Here is an 18,732-nt window from a genome sequence, read left to right as displayed (position 1 = left end):
ATCAGGTGCGCAGGATAGCAAGTGCCGCGCGGCGGCGCATGCCCGGTTGACTGGCCCTCCCCACGCGCTATCCAGTCCGGAGCGGCCTTGGCACGCGCCGGGAGGCGCTCAAGGGCGCCATGCAAGGGGGCCTTGGGAGAGCAACACGTGCATATTGTCGACGACCACGAGGTCAACCGCGTCCTGACCTTTCCGATCCTGATCGAGGCGATCGAGGCGGCGCACCGGCGTCCGAAGATCGCGGTGCACGACAGCTATCTCGGCGACGACAGGGGCCAGCAGCTGGTGACGCGCAGCGCGGTCGATGCCGGCCGCTTCATGATGACCAAGCTGTACACCAGCTTCCCGGGCAACCTCGCGCACGGCAAGCTGCCGGCCGTACAGGCGGTCTGCGTGCTGTTCGACGGCAATGACGGGCGGCCGCTGGCGGTGATGGACGCCGCCGAAATCACCCATTGGAAGACCGCCGCGGACTCCGCGCTCGGCGCCAAGCATCTGGCGCGGCCGGATGCCGAGACGCTGCTGGTGGTCGGCGCCGGCGAGATGGCGCACTGGCTGGTGCGCGGCCACCGCACGGTGCGGCCGTCTCTGAAGCGGGTGCGGATCTGGAACCGGACGGTCGAGCGCGCGCAGGAGCTCGCGACGCTGCTGGAGGGCGACGGCATCGCTGCCGATGTCGTCAACGATCTCGATGCCGCGACGCGCGAGGCCGACATCATCACCACCTGCACCCGCTCGCGTGAGCCGTTGGTCAAGGGCGCCAACCTGAAGCCCGGCACCCATCTCGACCTGGTCGGCGGCTTCACCCCCGAGACCCGCGAGTCCGACGACGAGGCGGCGCGGCGCGCGCGCATCTTCGTCGATCGCCGCGAATCCGCCTTCGACGGCGTCGGCGACATCCTGGCCCCGATCGCGAGCGGCGCGATCAAGGAGAGCGATGTGCTCGGCGATCACTACGACCTCGCCGGCGGCAAGGTGAAGGGCCGCTTGTCGGATAGCGACATCACCTTCTTCAAGAACGCCGGCGGCGGGCATCTGGATCTGATGACCTGCGAGACGGTGCTTGCGCAGCTGGGGAAGGAGCTAGGGTGAGGTCCGTAGGGCGGGTTAGCGAAGCGTAATCCGCCGCGGCGCAGCGCATGGAGAGACGGCGGGTTACGCCTTCGGCTAATCCGCCCTACATTTTTCTACGTCTCCCGCAGCCAGACCTCGCCGATCGAATGGTCGGAGCGCTTGCGCAGCACGACGTCAGCCCGCGTCCGCGTCGGCAGGATGTTCTCCCGGAGGTTGGCGCGATGATGCTCGCGCCACAGCCGCTCCGCGACCTCGCGCGCGTCGCCGGGTGGCAGGTCCCTGTAATGGTGGAAATAGGAGGCAGGATTCCGGAACGCGGTCGGCTGCAGCCTGAGGAAGCGCTCGACATACCAGGACTGGATGTCGGCCTCATCGGCATCGAGGTAGATCGAGAAGTCGAAGAAATCCGAGACCACCACGGGCGCGGTGCCGCGTGCCAGCAGCACGTTGAGGCCCTCGAACACCAGGATGTCCGGCTGCTGGATGACCTGCCGTTCCGACGGCACGATATCGCCGATCAGGTGCGAATAGACCGGCAGATCGAGCTCACCTTCACCTGCCTTTGCGGCCGCAAGAAACCGCAGCATCCGCGGCAGATCGTAGCTCTCGGGAAAGCCCTTGCGGCGCATCAGGCCGCGCTCTTCAAGAACGCCGTTGGCATGAAGGAAGCCGTCGGTCGTCACCAGCTCGACGCGCAGGTGATCGGCCCAGCCGGCCAGCAGCGCACACAGCACACGGGCAAAGGTGCTCTTGCCGACGCCGACGCTCCCGGCCAACGCGACAATATAGGGCGAAGGGCGGGCCGGCCGGCCGAGAAACTCCGCCTTGACCTGCATCAGATTGCGCGCCGCCGAGAAATGCAGGTTCAACAGGCGCGTCAGCGGCAGATACACGTCGCTGACTTCGGCAGACGTGATCGGCCCGTTCAAGCCGCGAAGCGCCGCGAGATCGGCATCCGACAGCGTCAGCGACGTGCTGGAGCGCAATGCCGCCCAGTCGTCGCGGCCGAACATCATGTAGGCGGACAGCTCGTCGGGGTGGGTCATTCTCCGATCTTGCCGAGGCGGTGACTGCCACTTCAATGGTACAGAAACCGTAGGGCGGGTTAGCGAAGCGTAACCCGCCGCAGCCCGATACGAGGAAGCGATGGCGGGTTACGGCTTACGCCTAACCCGCCGACGACTCCCTACTCCGCGGCCTGCTGCGTTGGCGCATCGAGCGCCGCCGAGACCTTCGGTGGCGACATCGGCAGGCTGTAGAAGCGTTTGCCGAGCGCGTTGTTCACGGCGTTGGCGACTGCGGCCATGACAGGCACCAGCGGCACCTCGCCGACGCCCTTGACGCCCTGCGGATGCTTCGGGTTCGGCACCTCGACCAGCGCGCAGTCAAGCATCGGCAGGTCGGAGCAAACCGGCATCCGGTAATCGAGGAAACCCGGATTATCGACCTTGCCATCCTTGTTGTAGATGTACTCCTCGTTCAGCGCCCAGCCGATACCCTGCGCGACGCCGCCCTGCAGCTGACCCTCGACATAGCTCGGATGCACGGCGCGGCCGACATCCTGCACGGCGGTGTAGCGGATCACGCGCACGATGCCGAGATCGACATCGACCTCGACGTCGCAGATGTGCGTACCGAAACCGCCCTCGGCACCTTGGGTGTTGAGCTGCACGCTGGCGCCGATCGGGCCACCCTGCGACGGCGCCTTCTCGGCCAGGTCCGCGAGCGTCAAGGGTTCGAACTGACCGGCGTTCGGACTGACGGGATGCGCGGCGCCGTTCTCCCACTTCACCGCTTCAGGGTCGATCTCCCAGATCTTCGCGGCGCGCTCGCGCAAGGTGGCGATCACCTTGTCGGCCGCCTGTGTCACCACCATCGAGGAGGCGAACAGCACGCGGCTGCCGCCGGTGAGGTTGGAGAAGCCGACGGTCTGGGTGTCGCCGATGATCACGGAGATACGCTTGTAGTCGATGCCAAGCAGCTCGGCGCAGATGTTGGCGATGCCGGCGCGCGAGCCGCCGATATCAGGGTGCCCCGTCGTGACGACGACATTGCCGTCCTCGGTGATGTTGACCTGCGCGGAGGATTCACCGCCGGCGTTGAACCAGAAGCCGGAGGCGACACCCCTGCCCTGATGTTTGCCGAGCGGCGCGGCATAGTGCGGGTGGTTCTTGGCGGCCTCCAGCGTCTCGATATAACCGATGCGCGGAAACACCGGTCCGTGCGCGGCCTTGGTGCCTTCCTTGGCCGCGTTCTTCAACCGCAGCGCGAGCGGATCGATCTTCAGCGCTTCGGCCAATTCATCGAGCACGCATTCCACCGCATAGGCGCCGATCGGCGCGCCAGGCGCGCGATAGGCCGCGACCTTGGAGCGGTTGGAGCAGACGTCAAAGCCTTCCGACAGCACATGCGGAATGTCGTAGGGCGCAAAACTGCATCCGACCGCGCCGCGGATCGGCGAACCCGGGAAGGCGCCGGCCTGCAGATAGAAGCTGCCGTGGGCAGCAACGATGGTGCCGTCCTTCTTGGCGCCGATTTTCACCGTGCTCTTGGAGCCCGAGGTCGGCCCGGTGGCGCGCATTACCTCCTCGCGGGTCATCACCATCTTGACCGGGCGACCGGATTTCTTGGCAAGCAAGGTCGCAAGCGGTTCCAGATAGACGATGGTCTTGCCGCCGAAACCGCCGCCGATCTCGGCGGGGATGGCGCGGATGTCGCTCTGCGGGATGCCCGTCAGCATCGAGGTCATCGCGCGCACCATGAACTGGCCCTGGCTCGACGACCAGATCGTGGTCTTGCCGTCGGCCGCGACCGAGATCAGGCAGGCGTGCGGCTCGATATAGCCCTGGTGCACCGGGCGCGTGGTGAAGGAGCGCTCGATCACGACATCGGCGGCCTTGAAGCCTTGCGCGATATCGCCCTTCTTGGATTCGATACGGCCCATGATGTTCGAGGGCTTGCCGTCGAATTTGTTGAACTCGTGCAGGATCGGCGCGTCGGGCTTGAGCGCATCGTCGATCTCGATCGCCCAGGGCAGCACCTCGTAGTCCACCTCGATCAGCTTGCAGGCTTCCGCGGCGATCGCCTCCGTGGTCGCGGCGACGGCGGCGACGGGGTGGCCGGGGAACAGCGCCTTGTCGCGCGCCATCACGTTGCGGCACATCCAGCGCATGTCCTGGATGCCGAGCATCACCGCGCCCTTCTCTACTCTGAAGTCGACGATGTCACGCGAGGTCACCACCGCCTTCACGCCGGGCAGCGCCTCGGCCCTCGCGGTGTTGATCGACTTGATGCGGGCATGCGGATGCGGGCTGCGCAGCACCTTGCCCCAGATCATGCCGGGCATCGTGGTGTCGGCCGCGAACGCCGCGCGGCCGGTCACCTTGTCGACGCCATCGGGCCTGATGGTGCGCTGGCCGATCCATTTGTTGTTGACGACGTTCATGGCCGCATCTCCCGCATTTCAGCCGCGGTCTCCATCACCGCACGGACGATCTTGTCGTAACCGGTGCACCGGCAGAGATTGCCGGCGAGCCAAAAGCGGACTTCCTCTTCGGTGGGATTTGAGTTCTTCGCGAGCAGCGCCTCGGACGCCACCAGCATGCCCGAGGTGCAGATGCCGCACTGGAGCGCGGCATGCTCGAGGAATTTCTGCTGCAAGGGATGCAGCTCGCCGCCCTTGGCCATGCCCTCGATGGTGCGGATCTCATGGCCCTCGGCCTCCGCCGCGAGCATCAGGCAGGAGCAGACCAGCCGGCCGTCGAGCGTGATCGAGCAGGCGCCGCAATCGCCGGAGGCGCAGCCTTCCTTGGAGCCGGTGAGTCCCAACTGTCCGCGCAAGGCGTCGAGCATGGTCTCATACGGCTCGCACAGGAATTCGACCGGCTCGCCGTTGACGGAGGTGGTGACGTGCAGTTTCGCCATGGTGCTAGTGTCCTCCCGCGCGCTGGGCGGCGATCGCGGCGGTGCGCTTGAGCAACACGCCGGCGGTTTTTATCCTGTAGGCAATGGTGCCGCGCTTGTCGTCGATCGGACGGCAGGCGGCACGGCATGCCGCAGCCGCCGCCCCGAGCGCGGCCTCGTCGAGCTTCGAGCCGATCAACGCCTGCGCAGCCGGCGCGACCAGCAACGCGGTCGGCGCCACCGCGCCGAGGCCGACGCGGGCCGCGGTACAGACGCCGTCCTTCAACGTCAGACTGACGCCGATGCCGACCACCGCGATGTCCATCTCGGTGCGCGGGATCATCCGCAAGTAAGCATCGCCTGAGCCCTTGGGCCGCGGCGGGAGCGCAAAACTGACGAGAATCTCGCCCGGCTTGAGGTTGGTACGGCCCGGTCCGGCCGGCACATCCTCGACCTTGAGCTCGCGGCGTCCGTTCGGGCCCTGCACGGTGACGATAGCGCCGGCCGCGATCATCGCCGGCACGCTGTCGCCGGCCGGCGAGCCATTGCAGAGATTGCCGCCGGCGGAGGCACGGCCCTGCACCTGCTTGGAGCCGATCAGGTTCACGGCCTCGAGCACGCCGGGCCACACCCTGCCGAAGCGCGGGTGGTCGGCAAGCTCCATGCCGGAGACGGCGGCGCCGACGCGGAAACCGCCATCGGCGGCCTCGGTAATCTCAGTCATCTCGCCGATCTTCTTGATGTCGACGATCAGTCCCGGCCGCACCAGGCCGGAGCGCATTTGCACCAATAAGTCGGTACCCCCTGCCATAATGCGGGCGGCACTCCCGGCGGCAGCAAATGCGCCAATCGCTTCATCAAGCGTGCGCGGTGCTACGTATCGGATATCGGTCATGACGGTTCTTCTGGTCTCCCTCGGCTGCTTGTTCGCGCTGCTTGTTCCCTTGGGCGATATGGCCTTATTGCCGGCCGGCAGACCACAAGCCTACACGGCGGATCGGGGTCCGAACAGCCTGCGAGATGCGGCAGGAAGCGCAGGCTCCCATGCAGGATGCGCGCTTGCGTGGTGCCTGCCGCGGCGCGCGGCGTGGTTGCGGTGATCGAACATTCACGTCGCCGGTCCACGCGAAGCCCCCCACCGATATTCCGAGATTGGCGGCACGGCCCTTGCTTGCTTTGCGTCACGGATTGGTGAAGCATGCGGCTCGCTGCGGCCTACGTGCCGGCGCAACGACAAAATCGGGGGACGGCGAATGGTCGATGTTTCGCGCAGAATGCTCCTCAAGCTCGCGGCCAGCCTGCCGCCGGCGATCGCAGCCCCGGCTATCCTCTCATCGCGCGCCATCGCCGCCGGCAAGGGCAAGACCATATCGGCGGTGATGCATTCGGACCTGCGCATCATCGATCCCGGTTTCACCACCGCCTACATCACCCGCGACCATGGCTACATGGTCTACGACACGCTGCTCGGCATCGATTCAAGCTTCAAGGTCCGGCCGCAGATGGCGGACTGGACGATCTCGGACGACAAGCTCACCTACACCTTCACGCTGCGCGACGGCCTGAAATGGCATGACGGCGCGCCGGTCACGGCGGAGGATTGCATCGCCTCGCTGAAGCGCTGGACCGTCGTCGACGGCATGGCGCAGAAGCTGGCAGAATTTACCGCCTCGCTCGAAGCCGGCGGACCGAAGACGATCGTGCTCAAGCTCAAGGAGCCGTACGGCCTGGTGCTGGAGTCGCTGGCAAAGCCCTCCTCCTATGTCGCCTTCATGATGCCGAAGCGGCTCGCGGAGACGCCGCCGGGCAAACAGATCGCCGAGCAGATCGGCAGCGGGCCGTTCAAATTCGTCGCCGCAGAATTCCAGCCGGGCGTGAAGGCGGTCTATGAGCGCAACGCCGACTACGTGCCGCGCAAGGAAAAGCCGGATTGGCTGTCCGGCGGCAAGGTCGCGAAGGTCGATCGCGTCGAATGGATCACGATGCCCGACGCGCAGACCGCGATCAACGCGCTGCAATCCGGCGATATCGATTTCCTGGAACAGCCCTCGATCGACCTGGTGCCGGTGCTCGAAGCCAATTCCGATCTCACCGTGGGCGTGCTGAACAAGTTCGGCTTCCAGATCGAGGGCCGGATGAACTTCCTGCACCCGCCGTTCGACAATCCCAAGATCCGCCGCGCCGCATTCCTGGCGATGAACCAGAAGGACGTGCTCGACGCCACCGTCGGCAACTCAAAGTACTACGAGATCTGCGGCTCCTACTTCGCCTGCGACACGCCGCTCGCCAGCGACGCCGGCGCGGAGACGCTGATCAAGGGCAACGGCATGGCCGAGGCGAAGAAGGCGCTGGCCGCCTCGGGCTATGACGGCACGCCGGTCGTGATCATGATCCCCGGCGACGTGCAGACGCTGAAGGGACCGCCGACCGTCGCGGCGCAGCTGTTGCGCGCGGCCGGCTTCAACGTCGATGCACAGGTGACCGACTGGCAGACCGTGGTGAGCCGCCGCGCCAGCCAGAAGCCGCCCAAGGAAGGCGGCTGGAACCTGTTCTTCACCTTCACCGGTGCGACCGAGGTGATGAACCCGATCGTCAACAACCAGATCGCCGCCAACGGCAAGCGGGCCTGGTTCGGCTGGCCCGAGGACGCCAAGCTCGAGCAGATGCGCGACGCCTACGCGCGCGCCACCTCCCCTGAGGACCAGAAGAAGCTCGCGGTGGAGATCCAGAAGCAAGCCTACGAGCAGGTGATCTATGTCCCGCTCGGCCAGTTCCGCCTGCCGAGCGCCTGGCGCAAGTCACTCACCGGCGTGCTGGAGGGCCCGGCGCCGCCGGTGTTCTGGAACGTCGACAAGACGGAATAGGATCGGCGACGCGATCTTTGCGCCGCAGGTCATCGTTTGGTTGGCCGCAGCACGCCCGCTGCGCGCTGCCAAAATATCGAAAACAACCCCATGCAAAGTAGCCGACGGCCGCCGCCGTACCGCCAGGCATCTTGACACGTCGGGCAAATCACCAATACACTTCTAATATTCCGAATTCGCGCAAATGCCTCCCTCCCCGCAAGCGGGAGAGGGAGCGCACTTCCCTGCCATTCGACTTCGCCTTAAGTATCGCCGCCTCACTGGCCGTTGGTCCGGCGCGCGGCCTTTGGTGCCTCGTCCTTCAGCTTCTCCAATGCGCCGGGCATCATCTGCCCGAACATCGAGCTCAGCATCGCGGTCGGGATCAGGCCCGCGCTGTTGCCCGCCTGCCCTTGCCCGCCCGACATCAGGAATTGCGGCACCAGCGGCTGGTTGATCCGCGTCAGCGCATCGGCGAATTTGGCGAAGTTCTGCTCGGCAAGCCGGTATTCCGGCCCGCCATAGGCATCGACCGACAGCTTGGTCGCCTGCGCGTTGGCGGTACCGACCGCCAGCACCCGGTCGGCCTCGCCCTGGCCTTCCAGCCGCGACTGCTCGCCGACCGCGGCTGCGGTCACTTTCCTCGTCTCGGCATCCTTCTGCGCGCGGGCCAGCGCAGCCGCGCCCTCGTTCTCGTTGACCTTGACCTGGATCAGCGACTGCGTCAGCGCCGACTGTGCCGCCGCCGTCGCCTTGGCTTCGTTCAGCGCGCGCTCCTGCACCGCGGCCTTCTCCTGCTCCTGATAGGTCTCGATCTGCTCGCGCGCGATCTGGCGCGAGCGGAGCTGGATCAGGATGTTCTCGATGGTGTGGTCGTTCACGGCCGCGCGCGGCGTGCCGATCAACACCTCCTGGAGGTCGAGCGAATAGCCCTCGAACTTCGCCTTCATCACGCGTGCCGATTCCTCCTGGATCGCGGCGCGGTTCTGCAACAGCTCGATCAGCGTCATCTTCTGCGCGATGTTCTTGAAGAACGCGCTGACCATCGGGTCGAGCGTCTGCTCGACCAGCTTCTTCACGTCGCCGAAGCGCTGGATGATCATCGGCGCCTTCTTGTAGTCGATATGCATCACCACCGAGAGCGGCAGCGTCGGCTCGAACGCGTCCTTGGTGATCAGCGAGATCTCCGACAGGTTCTCGTCGAGCTTCATCGAACCGACCTCGCCGCGCATCCATTTCAGGATGAAGTTGACGGTCGGGATCACCTCGATCTTGCCGGCATAGGTGTTGAAGGCGTACTTGCCGGGCAACAGCGGGTCCTTCCAGACGCCGCGGCCGCCGTTGAGCACCAGTTCGCCATGGCGATACTGCTCGCCCGAGACGTCATCGGTGCGCGGGCCGGTGTAGAAGATGACGACGCCGACATTGCCGACCGGGATCACCGTCTTCGGCACCGCCTCGACGGTCGCGAACAGGCGGTTGATGTACCAGGTGCCCTCGACGATGACCTGGAGCTGGCGGCCGCGATAGCCGCCGGCATGCAGGAATTTCTCGGGCTCCTGGAAGTTGTTGTGGAAGGTCGCCGCGTCGCGCAGCTCGATGCCGACTTCGGGCGCGATGATCTCGCCCGGAGGCAGCGACGGGCCGTCATGCACGGTGACGATGCCGACCAGATCGTGATCGGCCGCCAGCACGACCGGTGCAAAGCCCCAGCGCTCGGTGATGGTGAGCTGCATGCTCTCGAGCACGCCGCGCTCGCGCTCGCTCAGCGCGTGCCCGTAGACGCGCTCGTCGGTGATGACGGCGAACTGCGTGGTGTTGATCGCATAGGTGCCTTCGCGCAGGATCTTGCGCTGCGGCCCCTTCTGGCCGCCGCCGAGCAGGAAGCGGCGTGCGTCCTGGAAGTCCGACTTGTCTTCGGTGTCGTTGGCGCCGAGCACCTGCGAAGCCTCCAGCGCCGCACCGTCGCGCGCGAACACATAGGCGATCTTGCCCTGGCCGACGGTCACGAGGTCCGAGCGGTGGATGCGGTACATGAAGGGAAACATCACGTGCAGGCCGCCGCGCAGCACCTCAGGCTCATAGCCGGCTTCGCCATTCAGCGCGATGAAGCCGCCGTCGATCGAACCCTTGATCGCCCACAGCTTCTCGACGATGCCGACCTGATTGTTGGGAATGTAGCGAAATACGTTCGATATGCGCAGCAGGATCACGCATGCGACCGCTGCAGCGATCCAAATGGCAGGCTGGGTTAAACCTGAACCATTAAGAAAACCGAGGAAGTCCATAGCCCATCTCCACAATTCGCAACTGGGCGGTTTGGGAGCCCAAACCTCACCCAAGAATTGCGGTGCGGAGATGTGGTGCGGCCTTGGCGGCGCAAGGCGTGAACATTATTCGCGCTGCCGATCTTTTTTTGATGACAGCATGAACCGGCGAACCGGTCGCGCGACATCGACCGACGCGAGCAATTTGCTGCGACTGCGCATCATTCGCAGCAGGCAGATCTTACACGATGGTTGAACGCGAACCACACGACATCTGTCCTCTTGGTGATCAGGTTCGGTCTTATCACCGGTTGGTGCACATGCGAGATCGCAACGGCGCGAGCTGTGGCGTAGCGGTTGGAGTCAGTCGCGTTCAAAAATCTTGGCGCCGGGGTAGACTCGTCGGGCGTACGCGACGACGCGCGCTCGCTCCTGAGTCTCCAGGAACGGAGTTTGGATTTTGCACGACCCGACGATGAGATGCCAAAGGCCATTAAGCTTCTGAATGTTGATGATCATGTCGGTGTTCCTCGAAGAACCCGCGATCCCTGGACGTCCGGCGGTGCAGTAGGCGTGCGCTGCTTGAGCCGGGACGACCGCTGGCATCGCGTCCATATTGGTCCATCTGCGCTTGGTCTGCTTCCTCTAGCGTTTCCCTTCTGCCCGGCTTTTGTCGGGAACGCTATTCCGGTCGACTACGTTCGGGGAAAGTACGTAAGGCAGCTGCACCCATACAGGTTCAAGGCCAGCATCGATCCACCGGTTCGCGTGGTTACAATTCGATGCAGTTGATAGGAAAAGCAAAAACCCGGCGGCCTCTAAGCGGCCGCCGGGTGGGCTTAAGTAATGTCTTGGAGATGAAATGTGTCTGCCTTTTGCCTGGTTTTGGTCGGGCGCGCTATCCGGGCGACTACGTTCGGGGAAAGTACGTGGGCTGGCGAAGCGGCGGCACGACAACTGATGATCTGGATCACGTCGCGAGGGTGGCAATCCGCGCGGTAGATCATCATGCCGCGCACTCCGGATGCGTGAGTAGCCGCCCTATCTCGGATGCCACCAGCGTCCGCCGATCACGACGCCTTCGGACGCGATCTTGCGATCGCCGGTCAGGTGCTCGCCGACCACGTCAACATAATCGAACTGCCCTTCCCTGATCGAAATCAGCGTGGCGTCGCCGACGCTGCCCGGCTTGAGGCTGCCGAGTTCCGGCCGGCGCAACGCCATCGCGGCATTGACAGTGGACGCGGCGATCACGTCGGGTAGTGACACCACCTTCTTCACCGTACCCTGCGCACTCAACGTTTCGGGTTGCGCCCGCGGATGTGGTCGAAGCCTTGCTTGATTGCGGCGAAGCGTGCGTCGACCATCGGCTCAAATTCGAGGTCGGTGAAGATGTATGGCCAGTCGTTTTCGACGCCTTCGCGGACGAGTTCACCGACATACATCGGATCGATGCCCTGAGAGACGCGTTCGCGCACCAGGTTGATCCGCTCGGCAATCGGGCCCGAAGTCGGCATGGCACGGACCGCCCCCTCGAAGCGCTTGGGCAAGTTGCGCCCCGAATTCACGATTTGAGTGCGGATGAACCCGGGACACAGCACCGATACGCCAATCCCGCGCGGCGCGAGTTCAGGCCGCAGGCCTTCAGACAGCGCGACCACGCCATACTTTGAAACGTTGTATGCAGTGCTCCCTCCTGAAATAAGGCCCGCGAGCGAGGCTGTGGAGACGATGTGTCCACCCTCGCCATGCTGCTCGATCAACGGCCCGAAAATCTCGATCCCCCAAATGGTCGCCATCAGATTGACGCCCAGGGTCCAATTCCACGACGCGTCGGTCCAGGTACCATAGGGCCCACCGCCGCCGACGCCCGCGTTGTTGACGAGGATATGGACCTTGCCGTAGCGGGCCGTCGTGGCTTCGGCGGCCGCCGCGAGTTCGGCCTTGAGCGAGACGTCGGCTTTCACGCCGTCGACATCGACGTTGGTGCGCCTCAGTTGCTCGAGCGCCGCGGACAGCGCCGCGTCTTCGATATCGCACAGCATGACTTTCACCCCCGCCTGGGCGAGAGCGGTCGCGATGCCCAATCCAATGCCCGACGCCGCACCGGTCACGAACGCGGTCTTTCCAGCGAGTTCCTTCACGCGCATTCTCCTCGTGCAAGCCGACACCCTCGCCCCAAGGCGCCAGGTGTCAAACCTCCAATGTCAAAGATCCAAGCGTCTCCGGACGCCATATCACCGCACTTTCAAGCGATTGGGAAGTGTGCGGGATGTCTATCTCGGATGCCACCAGCGCCCGCCGATCACGACGCCTTCGGATGCGATCTTGCGATCGCCGGTCAGGTGTTCGCCGACCACGTCGACATAGTCGAACTGCCCTTCCCTGATCGTGAGCAGCGTGGCGTCGCCGACGCTGCCCGGCTTGAGGCTGCCGAGCTCTGGCCGACGCAGCGCCATCGCGGCGTTGACGGTGGACGCGGCGATCACGTCCGGCAGCGACATCCCCATGCAGAGGAATTTCGACATCGTCGTCACCTGGTCGAACGCGGGGCCCTCGATGCAGAGCTGATGGATGTCGGAGGAGATGGTATCGGGATAGAAGCCGTTGGCGAGCATCGCGCGCGCAGTCTTGAAGGCGAACGAGCCCTTGCCATGGCCGATGTCGAACAGCACGCCGCGCTCGCGCGCCTCCAGCACCACCTTCTTCACCGTGCCCTGCGCGGTCGCGGGCGTGTTGGGGAACGGACGGAACGCATGGGTCAGCACATCGCCCGGGCGCAAACGCGCCAGCACCTCCTCGTAGCTCGGCGGCGGATGGTCGATATGCGCCATCAGGGGCATGCCGACCTGCTCGGCAACCTCGAGCGCGATCTCGAGCGGCACCAGTCCCGAGGTGCCCGAGGCGAACAGGCCGACCCGCACCTTGATGCCGACGATAAGGTCGCGGTTCTCGTCCGCAACGCGCGCGGCATCGACCGGATTCATCAGCCGCAGTTCCTCGCTCTCGCCGACCATCACGCGGTCGGAGAAGCCGAAGATGCCGGCGTGCGAGACATGTAGATAGGCGAGGATGCGGACCTGGCTCGGCTCGATCACATGCTTGCGGAACCCCGCGAAGTTGCCAGGGCCGGCGCTGCCGGTGTCGACCGAGGTGGTGACGCCGGACGTCCGGCAGAATTCCTCCGCGTCGATGCCGAGCGAGGTGCCGCCCCAATAGACATGGGTGTGCAGGTCGATGATCCCCGGCGAGACGATCAGCCCCGAGACGTCGCGGACCTCCGTTGCCGGGTCGGCCTTCAGCTCCCGGCCGACCGCCGCGACCTTGCCGCTGGCAAAGGCGACATCGGTCACCGCATCGAGTTTTTGCGACGGGTCGATCACCCGTCCGCCGCGCAGAATCAAATCGAAAGGCATCGTCATCTCCGGATTTTCGGCCGGCACGATGATCGAGTTCGGCGCCGCCTGCAAGACGTTCAGCCGACGCGGGCCTGATGGGAAATGGGTGCGGTCACCGCCGTCGTCTGATCCGCGCTGTTGTTCGCGGCCAACTCCGCACCCGTGTCCGTCGCCTTGGCCGACGCGACGATCGCTGCAACGGCCGGATGATGCGCCACCTCCGAGGCGGCAATGGTCTCTTGCGCCCAGCGGTACGAGGATTCGAAGATTTCCTGATGACGGTCGAAATCGGTCACGTCGACGCCGTCAGGCGTCGGCGGGCGCATCACGAAGTCGAGCGGCGTGGTCGGCAGCGTATCGTAGCGCTGATGCGCGACCAGGCTTCGCCACAACACGTTGACGGCGCTCGGCGCGGCCGGTAGCGCTTTCCGCCGGAACGGCATCAGCAGCGACGCGAGCAGCTCGAACCTTCCCGGCAGCGCGGCATAGTCGACGTCGAACATCTCGGTCGCCGGCTCGCCGAAATGCACCACCAGGTTCGGCCCGCTCTTCATCTGGTGCATCTGCGCCAGCGGAACGTTGTCGACGAGGCATCCGTCGACCAGCATCGAGCCGTCTTTGGTGTAGAACGGCGGCAGCAGGCCGGGGATCGCGCTGGATGCCCGCACCGCCTGCCAGAGCAGACCGGTCCTGATCAATTCGAGACTGTGCGTCGACAGGTTGGTCGCGACCGCCGCGAACGGCCGCCAGCAATCCTCGATCCGGCAGGTGTGGCCGTATTGATCGGCAAGCGCCCGATCGAACGCCTTGTGGTCGAGCAGCGCGTAACGCGGCCAGGTCGGGCGGCGGAAGCTGCGGCTGGAGACGAAGATCTCATGGGTGCCGCGCTCGAGATGCTCGGCGTCGTAATTCTTGGCAAAGCCGGCCGCCATCGCCGAACCGACGCTGGTGCCGACAAAGATGTCGAACATCGCGCCGCGCTCGCGAAACGCCTTGTAGACGCCGACATGCGCGGTGCCGAGGCTGCCGCCGCCGCCCGCGACGAACCCGACCGCGCGGCCGCACAGGAAGCGCACCAGGCTCTCGATATCGATCTGGTCCTCGAGCGCGACCTGGTGATGCATGAAGCAAGGCAGCCGCGCCAGCCACGCCGCGGTGCCGCTGACCTCGTGTTGCCTGATATCGTGAACACGCACCAGGCGCCGCGCCGACGCCGGATGCACGGCGCAGGCGAAGCTCTCGATCTCGGTAAGAACCGGCGGCGGAGCATCACCGCGGCAGGCGAACACCACGAGATCGGCCTGGCGAATGGTCTTGCGCGCCCATTCCGATGCTTCAGCGCCACCGAAATAGGCCACCAGCGGCGCGTCATATTCGATTCGGTTGAGCCAGTCGGCGACCTCGGATGAATCCAGCGCGCGGCCGGGAAACATCGCTTGCAGGCGCGCGAGATCGACGATCTCGGCGCCTGCTGCGGCAAGGCCTTCGCGCAGCCTCCGTTCAAAGGCAGGCGGCACCGGCTCCCGTCCGCCCGAAATCAGCGCGACGGTGCGCGCCTTCGGTGACGCCCGGGACGGCAACAGCCGCGCGGTCTGGATGGCAAAGCGCTGTGCGAGCGCGGCAAGCAGCGCCTCGACGATGCCGGGCGCTTCCTGCACAAGCCGCGCATAGGCCGCCCGCGTCAGCACCAGCACGCTGGAATCGCGGATCGCGATCACGTTGGCCGTGCGCGGGATGTTGGCGAAGAAGCCGATCTCACCGACCAGCTCGCCGGCGCGAAGCTCCGCAATCGGCTCGGGATGATCGATCCGCTGCACGGCGAGCGCGCCATGCAGCACCAGGAACAATGCGTCCGAGGCGCCGCCCTGCTCAACCAGCAGTTCGCCACGCACCAGGTCGCGCCGGGTCATCGCACCAAAGGCGATCAGCCGCTGCTCGGCGCTGAGCGTACGGAACAGCGCGAAGTCCTCGGACAGGTTTCCCCACGCAAACGTTGCGCTCGGCGGCACACGGTTCGATTGCATGGGCGGATGTTAGCGCCGCACCGCGGTCCCGGCGAGCGATATCACGGCCATCCCCGGCGGCGCCCCGGGCGGCATTGCTTGGGAGCACTGCAACAGGAATAGCCCTGCTTCCATTTCCTGCATCACCCGACCAGCTCCGGCCACGGCACGATGGTCGACTTCACCGTCTTCATCGCCATCGCGTCCGCGACCGCCTGCGCGACGCCGTCCTCGGTAAACGGATAGATCGTCTGCATGTCGAGCCAGGGATATTTGTTGCGCGTGCGGTAGAGCATGTCGACGCCGAGCGGCAAATCGTTGCCGGTGAAGCCCCAGGAGCCGAGCACGTTGAGGTCCTTGGTGCAGATGCGGTGCCACGACGTATCGATCGAGCCGGCGTCGGTGAACTGCCCCATCTCGACATAGGTGCCGCCGTCGCGCAGCATCTCGATGCCCTCGGGGCCGGCGGTCGGATGGCCCGAGCAATCCATCACGAGGTCGGCACCGAAGCCGCCGACGATGTCGCGCACCGCCTTGATGCGCTGCTCCGGCGTCTTGAGCTGCTCGATATCGACGGTCGCCTCGGCGCCGAACTTGCGCGCCAGCGCCAGCCGCGGCACCTCCGGCGCGCCGACGCAGATCACGCGCCCTGCTCCCATCTCCTGCGCGGCCGCGACCGCGAGGATGCCGATCGGCCCGGAGCCCTGGATCACCACCGTGTCACCCCAGCTGAAGCCGCCAGCGCGGGCGGCGCGGTTGAAGGCGCGAATGCAGGAGGTCAACGGCTCCGAGAGCGCGCCGAGCCGCAGCGACATGTCGTCAGGCAATTTGTAGATCTTGGTGCCGGGCAGCATGTCGAGATCGACATAGACATATTCGGCCCAGCCGCCCCACATGTGCGGCGCCTTGTCGAAGCCGAGATAGCGGCCGTAATACACCGGCGTCAGGCACTTGTTGGCGCTCTCGGGATAATGGATGCAGTAATAGCAGCGGCCGCACGGCATCAAGGGCGGGATCATCACCTTCGATCCGACCTGCAGCGGCTTGCTCATGAAGTCTTCGGTGAACGCCTCGCCGCATTGGACGATCACGCCGCCGAGCTCGTGGCCGAGCGTGAACGGCCATGGCAGCGGCTTCGGCCAGTGTCCTTTCAGGATGTGCAGATCGGTTCCGCAAACGCCGCAGGCGCCGACCTTGATCAAGGCCGCCTTTTTGCCGACTTCCGGCCATGGCACCGTCCGGATTACAGGCTTGGCTCCAGGTCCGTCATGCGTGCATACGCGGATCTGCTCCATCGGTTCGCTCTCCCTGTCCTTGTCATTGGGCCGGGTCCGGCCGCACCGACTTTAGGTCAGGACGATCGAGATGTCATGAACGCCTGTCATGTAGGTCTTCGAGACCGGTCTTGGCGGGACGAGGCGCTCCAAGTCTTGACGGGAGTATTTTTCCGCAAGGAAGCATCGATTTGTGAACGCTACTGAGGGCAAACAGGATCGTAGCATTGCGGGGAGCGACACCATGAATCCTGGGATCGAAGGTATCGTCGGCATGTACGTCAAGCTGGGCGAGCTGGACACACTGCAACGAATGAAAGAGCATCGGCAGAACCTGCTCGACCAATGCGTCGATACCGCGCATTTCAGCTTCGATGTGACGCGGTCGATCTACAAGAGCGACCTTGAGGTGATCGAAGCCGGCATCGAGAGCCTTTCAGGCGAGGTCACCGGCCATGTCGACGTTTTCAGCGAGAACAGGATCGCCGGCTGGGCGTTGTACGAGCAGCATCCCGACAAGCGGGTCACGATCGATATCTATTTCAACGGCGACCATGTCGCCGAAGTCGTCGCCGATCAGTTCCGCAAGGATCTTCTCAAGCTCAACAAGGGCGACGGCCACCACGCCTTCATGTTCGAGCCGCCGGCCGGGTCCTATCAGCCGCCATTGCAGCTCGAGATCCGCGCGGCGAAGCGCAAGGTGCTCAAGGCCGTGACAGTTGAACCACCGGCGGCGACGGCCGAACCGGCCACGGAGGCCGAAGCGGAGTAGCCCGCCGCGCCGCGTCCGCACGGAGATCGTCACTTCATCGCGGTGCCGTCGGGCGCCAAGCCCTCGACCTTGTCCGAGATCACGAACGACATCAGGTCGTGCCCGATCGGCTGCGACATGACGGATCTGCGCGGCGGATTGACAGCAAGGGCCGCGCCATCCCAATTTGCGGCGCGCAACTTCAGGCAATGGAATGACGCTGCAACCCGGGTCCGAACGCATCTTCGCGGACGACAGCACCGACCCGCTGGACGGGCGCGTGCGTTGGGCGCCGGCGAAGTCGCTGTGGCTCGGCGGCATGACTGCGGTTGCGATCGTGTTCGGGCCGCTGCTGTTCTCCTGGAGCGCATTCGCGCTGTTCATCGCAACAAGCGCGATCACGCTGTGCTTCGGCCATTCGGTCGGCATGCATCGCCGCCTGATCCATGCGAGTTTCGACTGCCCGCTGTGGCTCGAGCGCTTCTGCGTCTATCTCGGCACGCTGGTCGGGATGGCCGGCCCCTACGGCATGGTGCGGCTGCACGATTTCCGCGACTGGGCGCAACGCCAGGCGGCGTGCCACCCCTACTCCCGCCACGCCGCCGGCTTCTGGCGCGATGCATGGTGGCAGCTGCACTGCACCCTCGTGCTGAAGCGCCCGCCGATCTTCCGCCTCGAACCGCGGCTCGCCGATGACCGCTTCTATGCCTTCGTCGAGCGAAGCTGGATGTGGCAGCAATTGCCCTGGGCGATCCTGTTTTTTGCCATCGGCTCGTGGAGTTGGCTGGTCTGGGGCATCTGCGTCCGGGTCGCCGTCTGCGTCACCGGGCACTGGTTGATCGGTCACTACTCACACCGCAAGGGCGGACAGACCTGGGTCATCGAAGGCGTTGCAGCCCAGGGCTACAATATCGGCGTCGCCGGGCTGATCAGCATGGGCGAGAGCTGGCACAACAATCACCACGCCTATCCCGGCTCCGCCAAGCTCGGGCTGTTGCCGGGTCAGATCGATCTCGGCTGGTGGCTGATCAAGGCGTTCGAGGCTGCCGGCCTCGCGAGCAACATCAAGACGCCGGACAATCTTGCGCCGCGCCCGGGCTCGCGCCGCGTCGGCGGTCCCGATAATGCCGACGCAGTCGCGCGTCGCGGCCGTGCGTTGTTCCCATAACCGGCACGCACAGACCGCCATTGCGGAGCTGTCGCGATGCCGCTATATCGC

General features: G+C 65.2%; 14 protein-coding genes and 1 pseudogene. 4 read left to right on the top strand and 11 right to left on the bottom strand.

Annotated elements, in window-relative coordinates; all coding sequences use genetic code 11:
- Nucleotides 1–147: 147 nt before the first annotated feature.
- Nucleotides 148–1,092 (top strand): ornithine cyclodeaminase family protein, encoded by a 945-nt coding sequence (locus CO675_RS23195; RefSeq protein ID WP_097674170.1) that lies wholly within the window; start codon nt 148–150, stop codon nt 1,090–1,092.
- A gap of 95 nt (nt 1,093–1,187) precedes the next feature.
- Here the strand turns inward: CO675_RS23195 and coaA are convergent, their stop codons facing one another.
- The 4 genes from coaA to CO675_RS23175 form a co-directional block, all read right to left on the bottom strand.
- Nucleotides 1,188–2,120, bottom strand: a complete 933-nt coding sequence (gene coaA / locus CO675_RS23190; RefSeq protein ID WP_097674169.1) for a type I pantothenate kinase — start codon at nt 2,118–2,120, stop codon at nt 1,188–1,190.
- A 140-nt stretch (nt 2,121–2,260) separates the two neighbouring features.
- On the bottom strand, nt 2,261–4,519 hold the full coding sequence (locus CO675_RS23185; protein WP_097674168.1) for a xanthine dehydrogenase family protein molybdopterin-binding subunit: 2,259 nt from the start codon (nt 4,517–4,519) through the stop codon (nt 2,261–2,263).
- The gene (locus tag CO675_RS23180) at nt 4,516–4,998 is read right to left on the bottom strand and encodes a (2Fe-2S)-binding protein (RefSeq protein ID WP_097674167.1); all 483 of its coding nucleotides are present in this window, start codon (nt 4,996–4,998) and stop codon (nt 4,516–4,518) included. Before CO675_RS23180 ends, CO675_RS23185 begins: the two co-directional genes overlap by 4 nt.
- A 4-nt stretch (nt 4,999–5,002) precedes the next feature.
- The gene (locus CO675_RS23175) at nt 5,003–5,863 is read right to left on the bottom strand and encodes an FAD binding domain-containing protein (protein ID WP_097674292.1); all 861 of its coding nucleotides are present in this window, start codon (nt 5,861–5,863) and stop codon (nt 5,003–5,005) included.
- 367 nt (nt 5,864–6,230) lie between these two features.
- On the opposite strand from CO675_RS23175, the gene CO675_RS23170 reads away from it, so the two are divergent.
- The gene (locus CO675_RS23170) at nt 6,231–7,841 is read left to right on the top strand and encodes an ABC transporter substrate-binding protein (RefSeq protein WP_097674166.1); all 1,611 of its coding nucleotides are present in this window, start codon (nt 6,231–6,233) and stop codon (nt 7,839–7,841) included.
- A 257-nt stretch (nt 7,842–8,098) separates the two neighbouring features.
- On the opposite strand, the gene CO675_RS23165 is transcribed toward CO675_RS23170, so the two are convergent.
- From CO675_RS23165 to CO675_RS23140, 7 genes and pseudogenes are all read right to left on the bottom strand, one after another.
- Entirely contained in the window at nt 8,099–10,108 is a 2,010-nt protein-coding gene (locus tag CO675_RS23165) for an SPFH domain-containing protein (protein ID WP_097674165.1), read from the bottom strand.
- 342 nt (nt 10,109–10,450) lie between these two features.
- The gene (locus CO675_RS41075; protein ID WP_198964709.1) at nt 10,451–10,606 is read right to left on the bottom strand and encodes a hypothetical protein; all 156 of its coding nucleotides are present in this window, start codon (nt 10,604–10,606) and stop codon (nt 10,451–10,453) included.
- A 522-nt stretch (nt 10,607–11,128) separates the two neighbouring features.
- Nucleotides 11,129–11,350, bottom strand: a pseudogene (locus CO675_RS23160) (amidohydrolase/deacetylase family metallohydrolase); the annotation flags it as partial.
- A gap of 32 nt (nt 11,351–11,382) precedes the next feature.
- Nucleotides 11,383–12,237 (bottom strand): SDR family NAD(P)-dependent oxidoreductase, encoded by an 855-nt coding sequence (locus tag CO675_RS23155; RefSeq protein WP_245452871.1) that lies wholly within the window; start codon nt 12,235–12,237, stop codon nt 11,383–11,385.
- A 126-nt stretch (nt 12,238–12,363) separates the two neighbouring features.
- Entirely contained in the window at nt 12,364–13,503 is a 1,140-nt protein-coding gene (locus tag CO675_RS23150; RefSeq protein WP_097674290.1) for an amidohydrolase/deacetylase family metallohydrolase, read from the bottom strand.
- Between the two features lie 59 nt (nt 13,504–13,562).
- The gene (locus CO675_RS23145) at nt 13,563–15,509 is read right to left on the bottom strand and encodes a cyclic nucleotide-binding and patatin-like phospholipase domain-containing protein (protein WP_097674164.1); all 1,947 of its coding nucleotides are present in this window, start codon (nt 15,507–15,509) and stop codon (nt 13,563–13,565) included.
- Between the two features lie 122 nt (nt 15,510–15,631).
- Nucleotides 15,632–16,783, bottom strand: coding sequence for a zinc-binding dehydrogenase (locus CO675_RS23140; protein ID WP_097674163.1), 1,152 nt, complete (start codon nt 16,781–16,783; stop codon nt 15,632–15,634).
- A 223-nt stretch (nt 16,784–17,006) separates the two neighbouring features.
- Between CO675_RS23140 and CO675_RS23135 the strand changes: the two genes are divergently transcribed.
- Both CO675_RS23135 and CO675_RS23130 read left to right on the top strand, forming a co-directional pair.
- Nucleotides 17,007–17,534 (top strand): hypothetical protein, encoded by a 528-nt coding sequence (locus CO675_RS23135; RefSeq protein WP_097674162.1) that lies wholly within the window; start codon nt 17,007–17,009, stop codon nt 17,532–17,534.
- Between the two features lie 193 nt (nt 17,535–17,727).
- On the top strand, nt 17,728–18,681 hold the full coding sequence (locus tag CO675_RS23130; protein WP_097674161.1) for an acyl-CoA desaturase: 954 nt from the start codon (nt 17,728–17,730) through the stop codon (nt 18,679–18,681).
- Nucleotides 18,682–18,732 lie beyond the last annotated feature (51 nt).

The sequence above is a fragment of the Bradyrhizobium sp. C9 genome (assembly GCF_002532045.1).
Classification (GTDB): domain Bacteria; phylum Pseudomonadota; class Alphaproteobacteria; order Rhizobiales; family Xanthobacteraceae; genus Bradyrhizobium.
The sequence above is the reverse complement of the archived record's forward strand: the minus strand, read 5'-3'. Positions and strand labels throughout refer to the sequence as shown.

Coding starts and splice junctions, on each gene's coding strand:
- CO675_RS23135 (WP_097674162.1), top strand. CDS start 17,007: ATGAATCCTGGGATCGAAGGTATCGTCGGCATGTACGTCAAGCTGGGC.
- CO675_RS23145 (WP_097674164.1), bottom strand. CDS start 15,509: ATGCAATCGAACCGTGTGCCGCCGAGCGCAACGTTTGCGTGGGGAAAC.
- CO675_RS23150 (WP_097674290.1), bottom strand. CDS start 13,503: ATGCCTTTCGATTTGATTCTGCGCGGCGGACGGGTGATCGACCCGTCG.
- CO675_RS41075 (WP_198964709.1), bottom strand. CDS start 10,606: ATGATCATCAACATTCAGAAGCTTAATGGCCTTTGGCATCTCATCGTC.
- CO675_RS23185 (WP_097674168.1), bottom strand. CDS start 4,519: ATGAACGTCGTCAACAACAAATGGATCGGCCAGCGCACCATCAGGCCC.
- CO675_RS23140 (WP_097674163.1), bottom strand. CDS start 16,783: ATGGAGCAGATCCGCGTATGCACGCATGACGGACCTGGAGCCAAGCCT.
- coaA (WP_097674169.1), bottom strand. CDS start 2,120: ATGACCCACCCCGACGAGCTGTCCGCCTACATGATGTTCGGCCGCGAC.
- CO675_RS23170 (WP_097674166.1), top strand. CDS start 6,231: ATGGTCGATGTTTCGCGCAGAATGCTCCTCAAGCTCGCGGCCAGCCTG.
- CO675_RS23155 (WP_245452871.1), bottom strand. CDS start 12,237: ATGCGCGTGAAGGAACTCGCTGGAAAGACCGCGTTCGTGACCGGTGCG.
- CO675_RS23180 (WP_097674167.1), bottom strand. CDS start 4,998: ATGGCGAAACTGCACGTCACCACCTCCGTCAACGGCGAGCCGGTCGAA.
- CO675_RS23165 (WP_097674165.1), bottom strand. CDS start 10,108: ATGGACTTCCTCGGTTTTCTTAATGGTTCAGGTTTAACCCAGCCTGCC.
- CO675_RS23130 (WP_097674161.1), top strand. CDS start 17,728: ATGACGCTGCAACCCGGGTCCGAACGCATCTTCGCGGACGACAGCACC.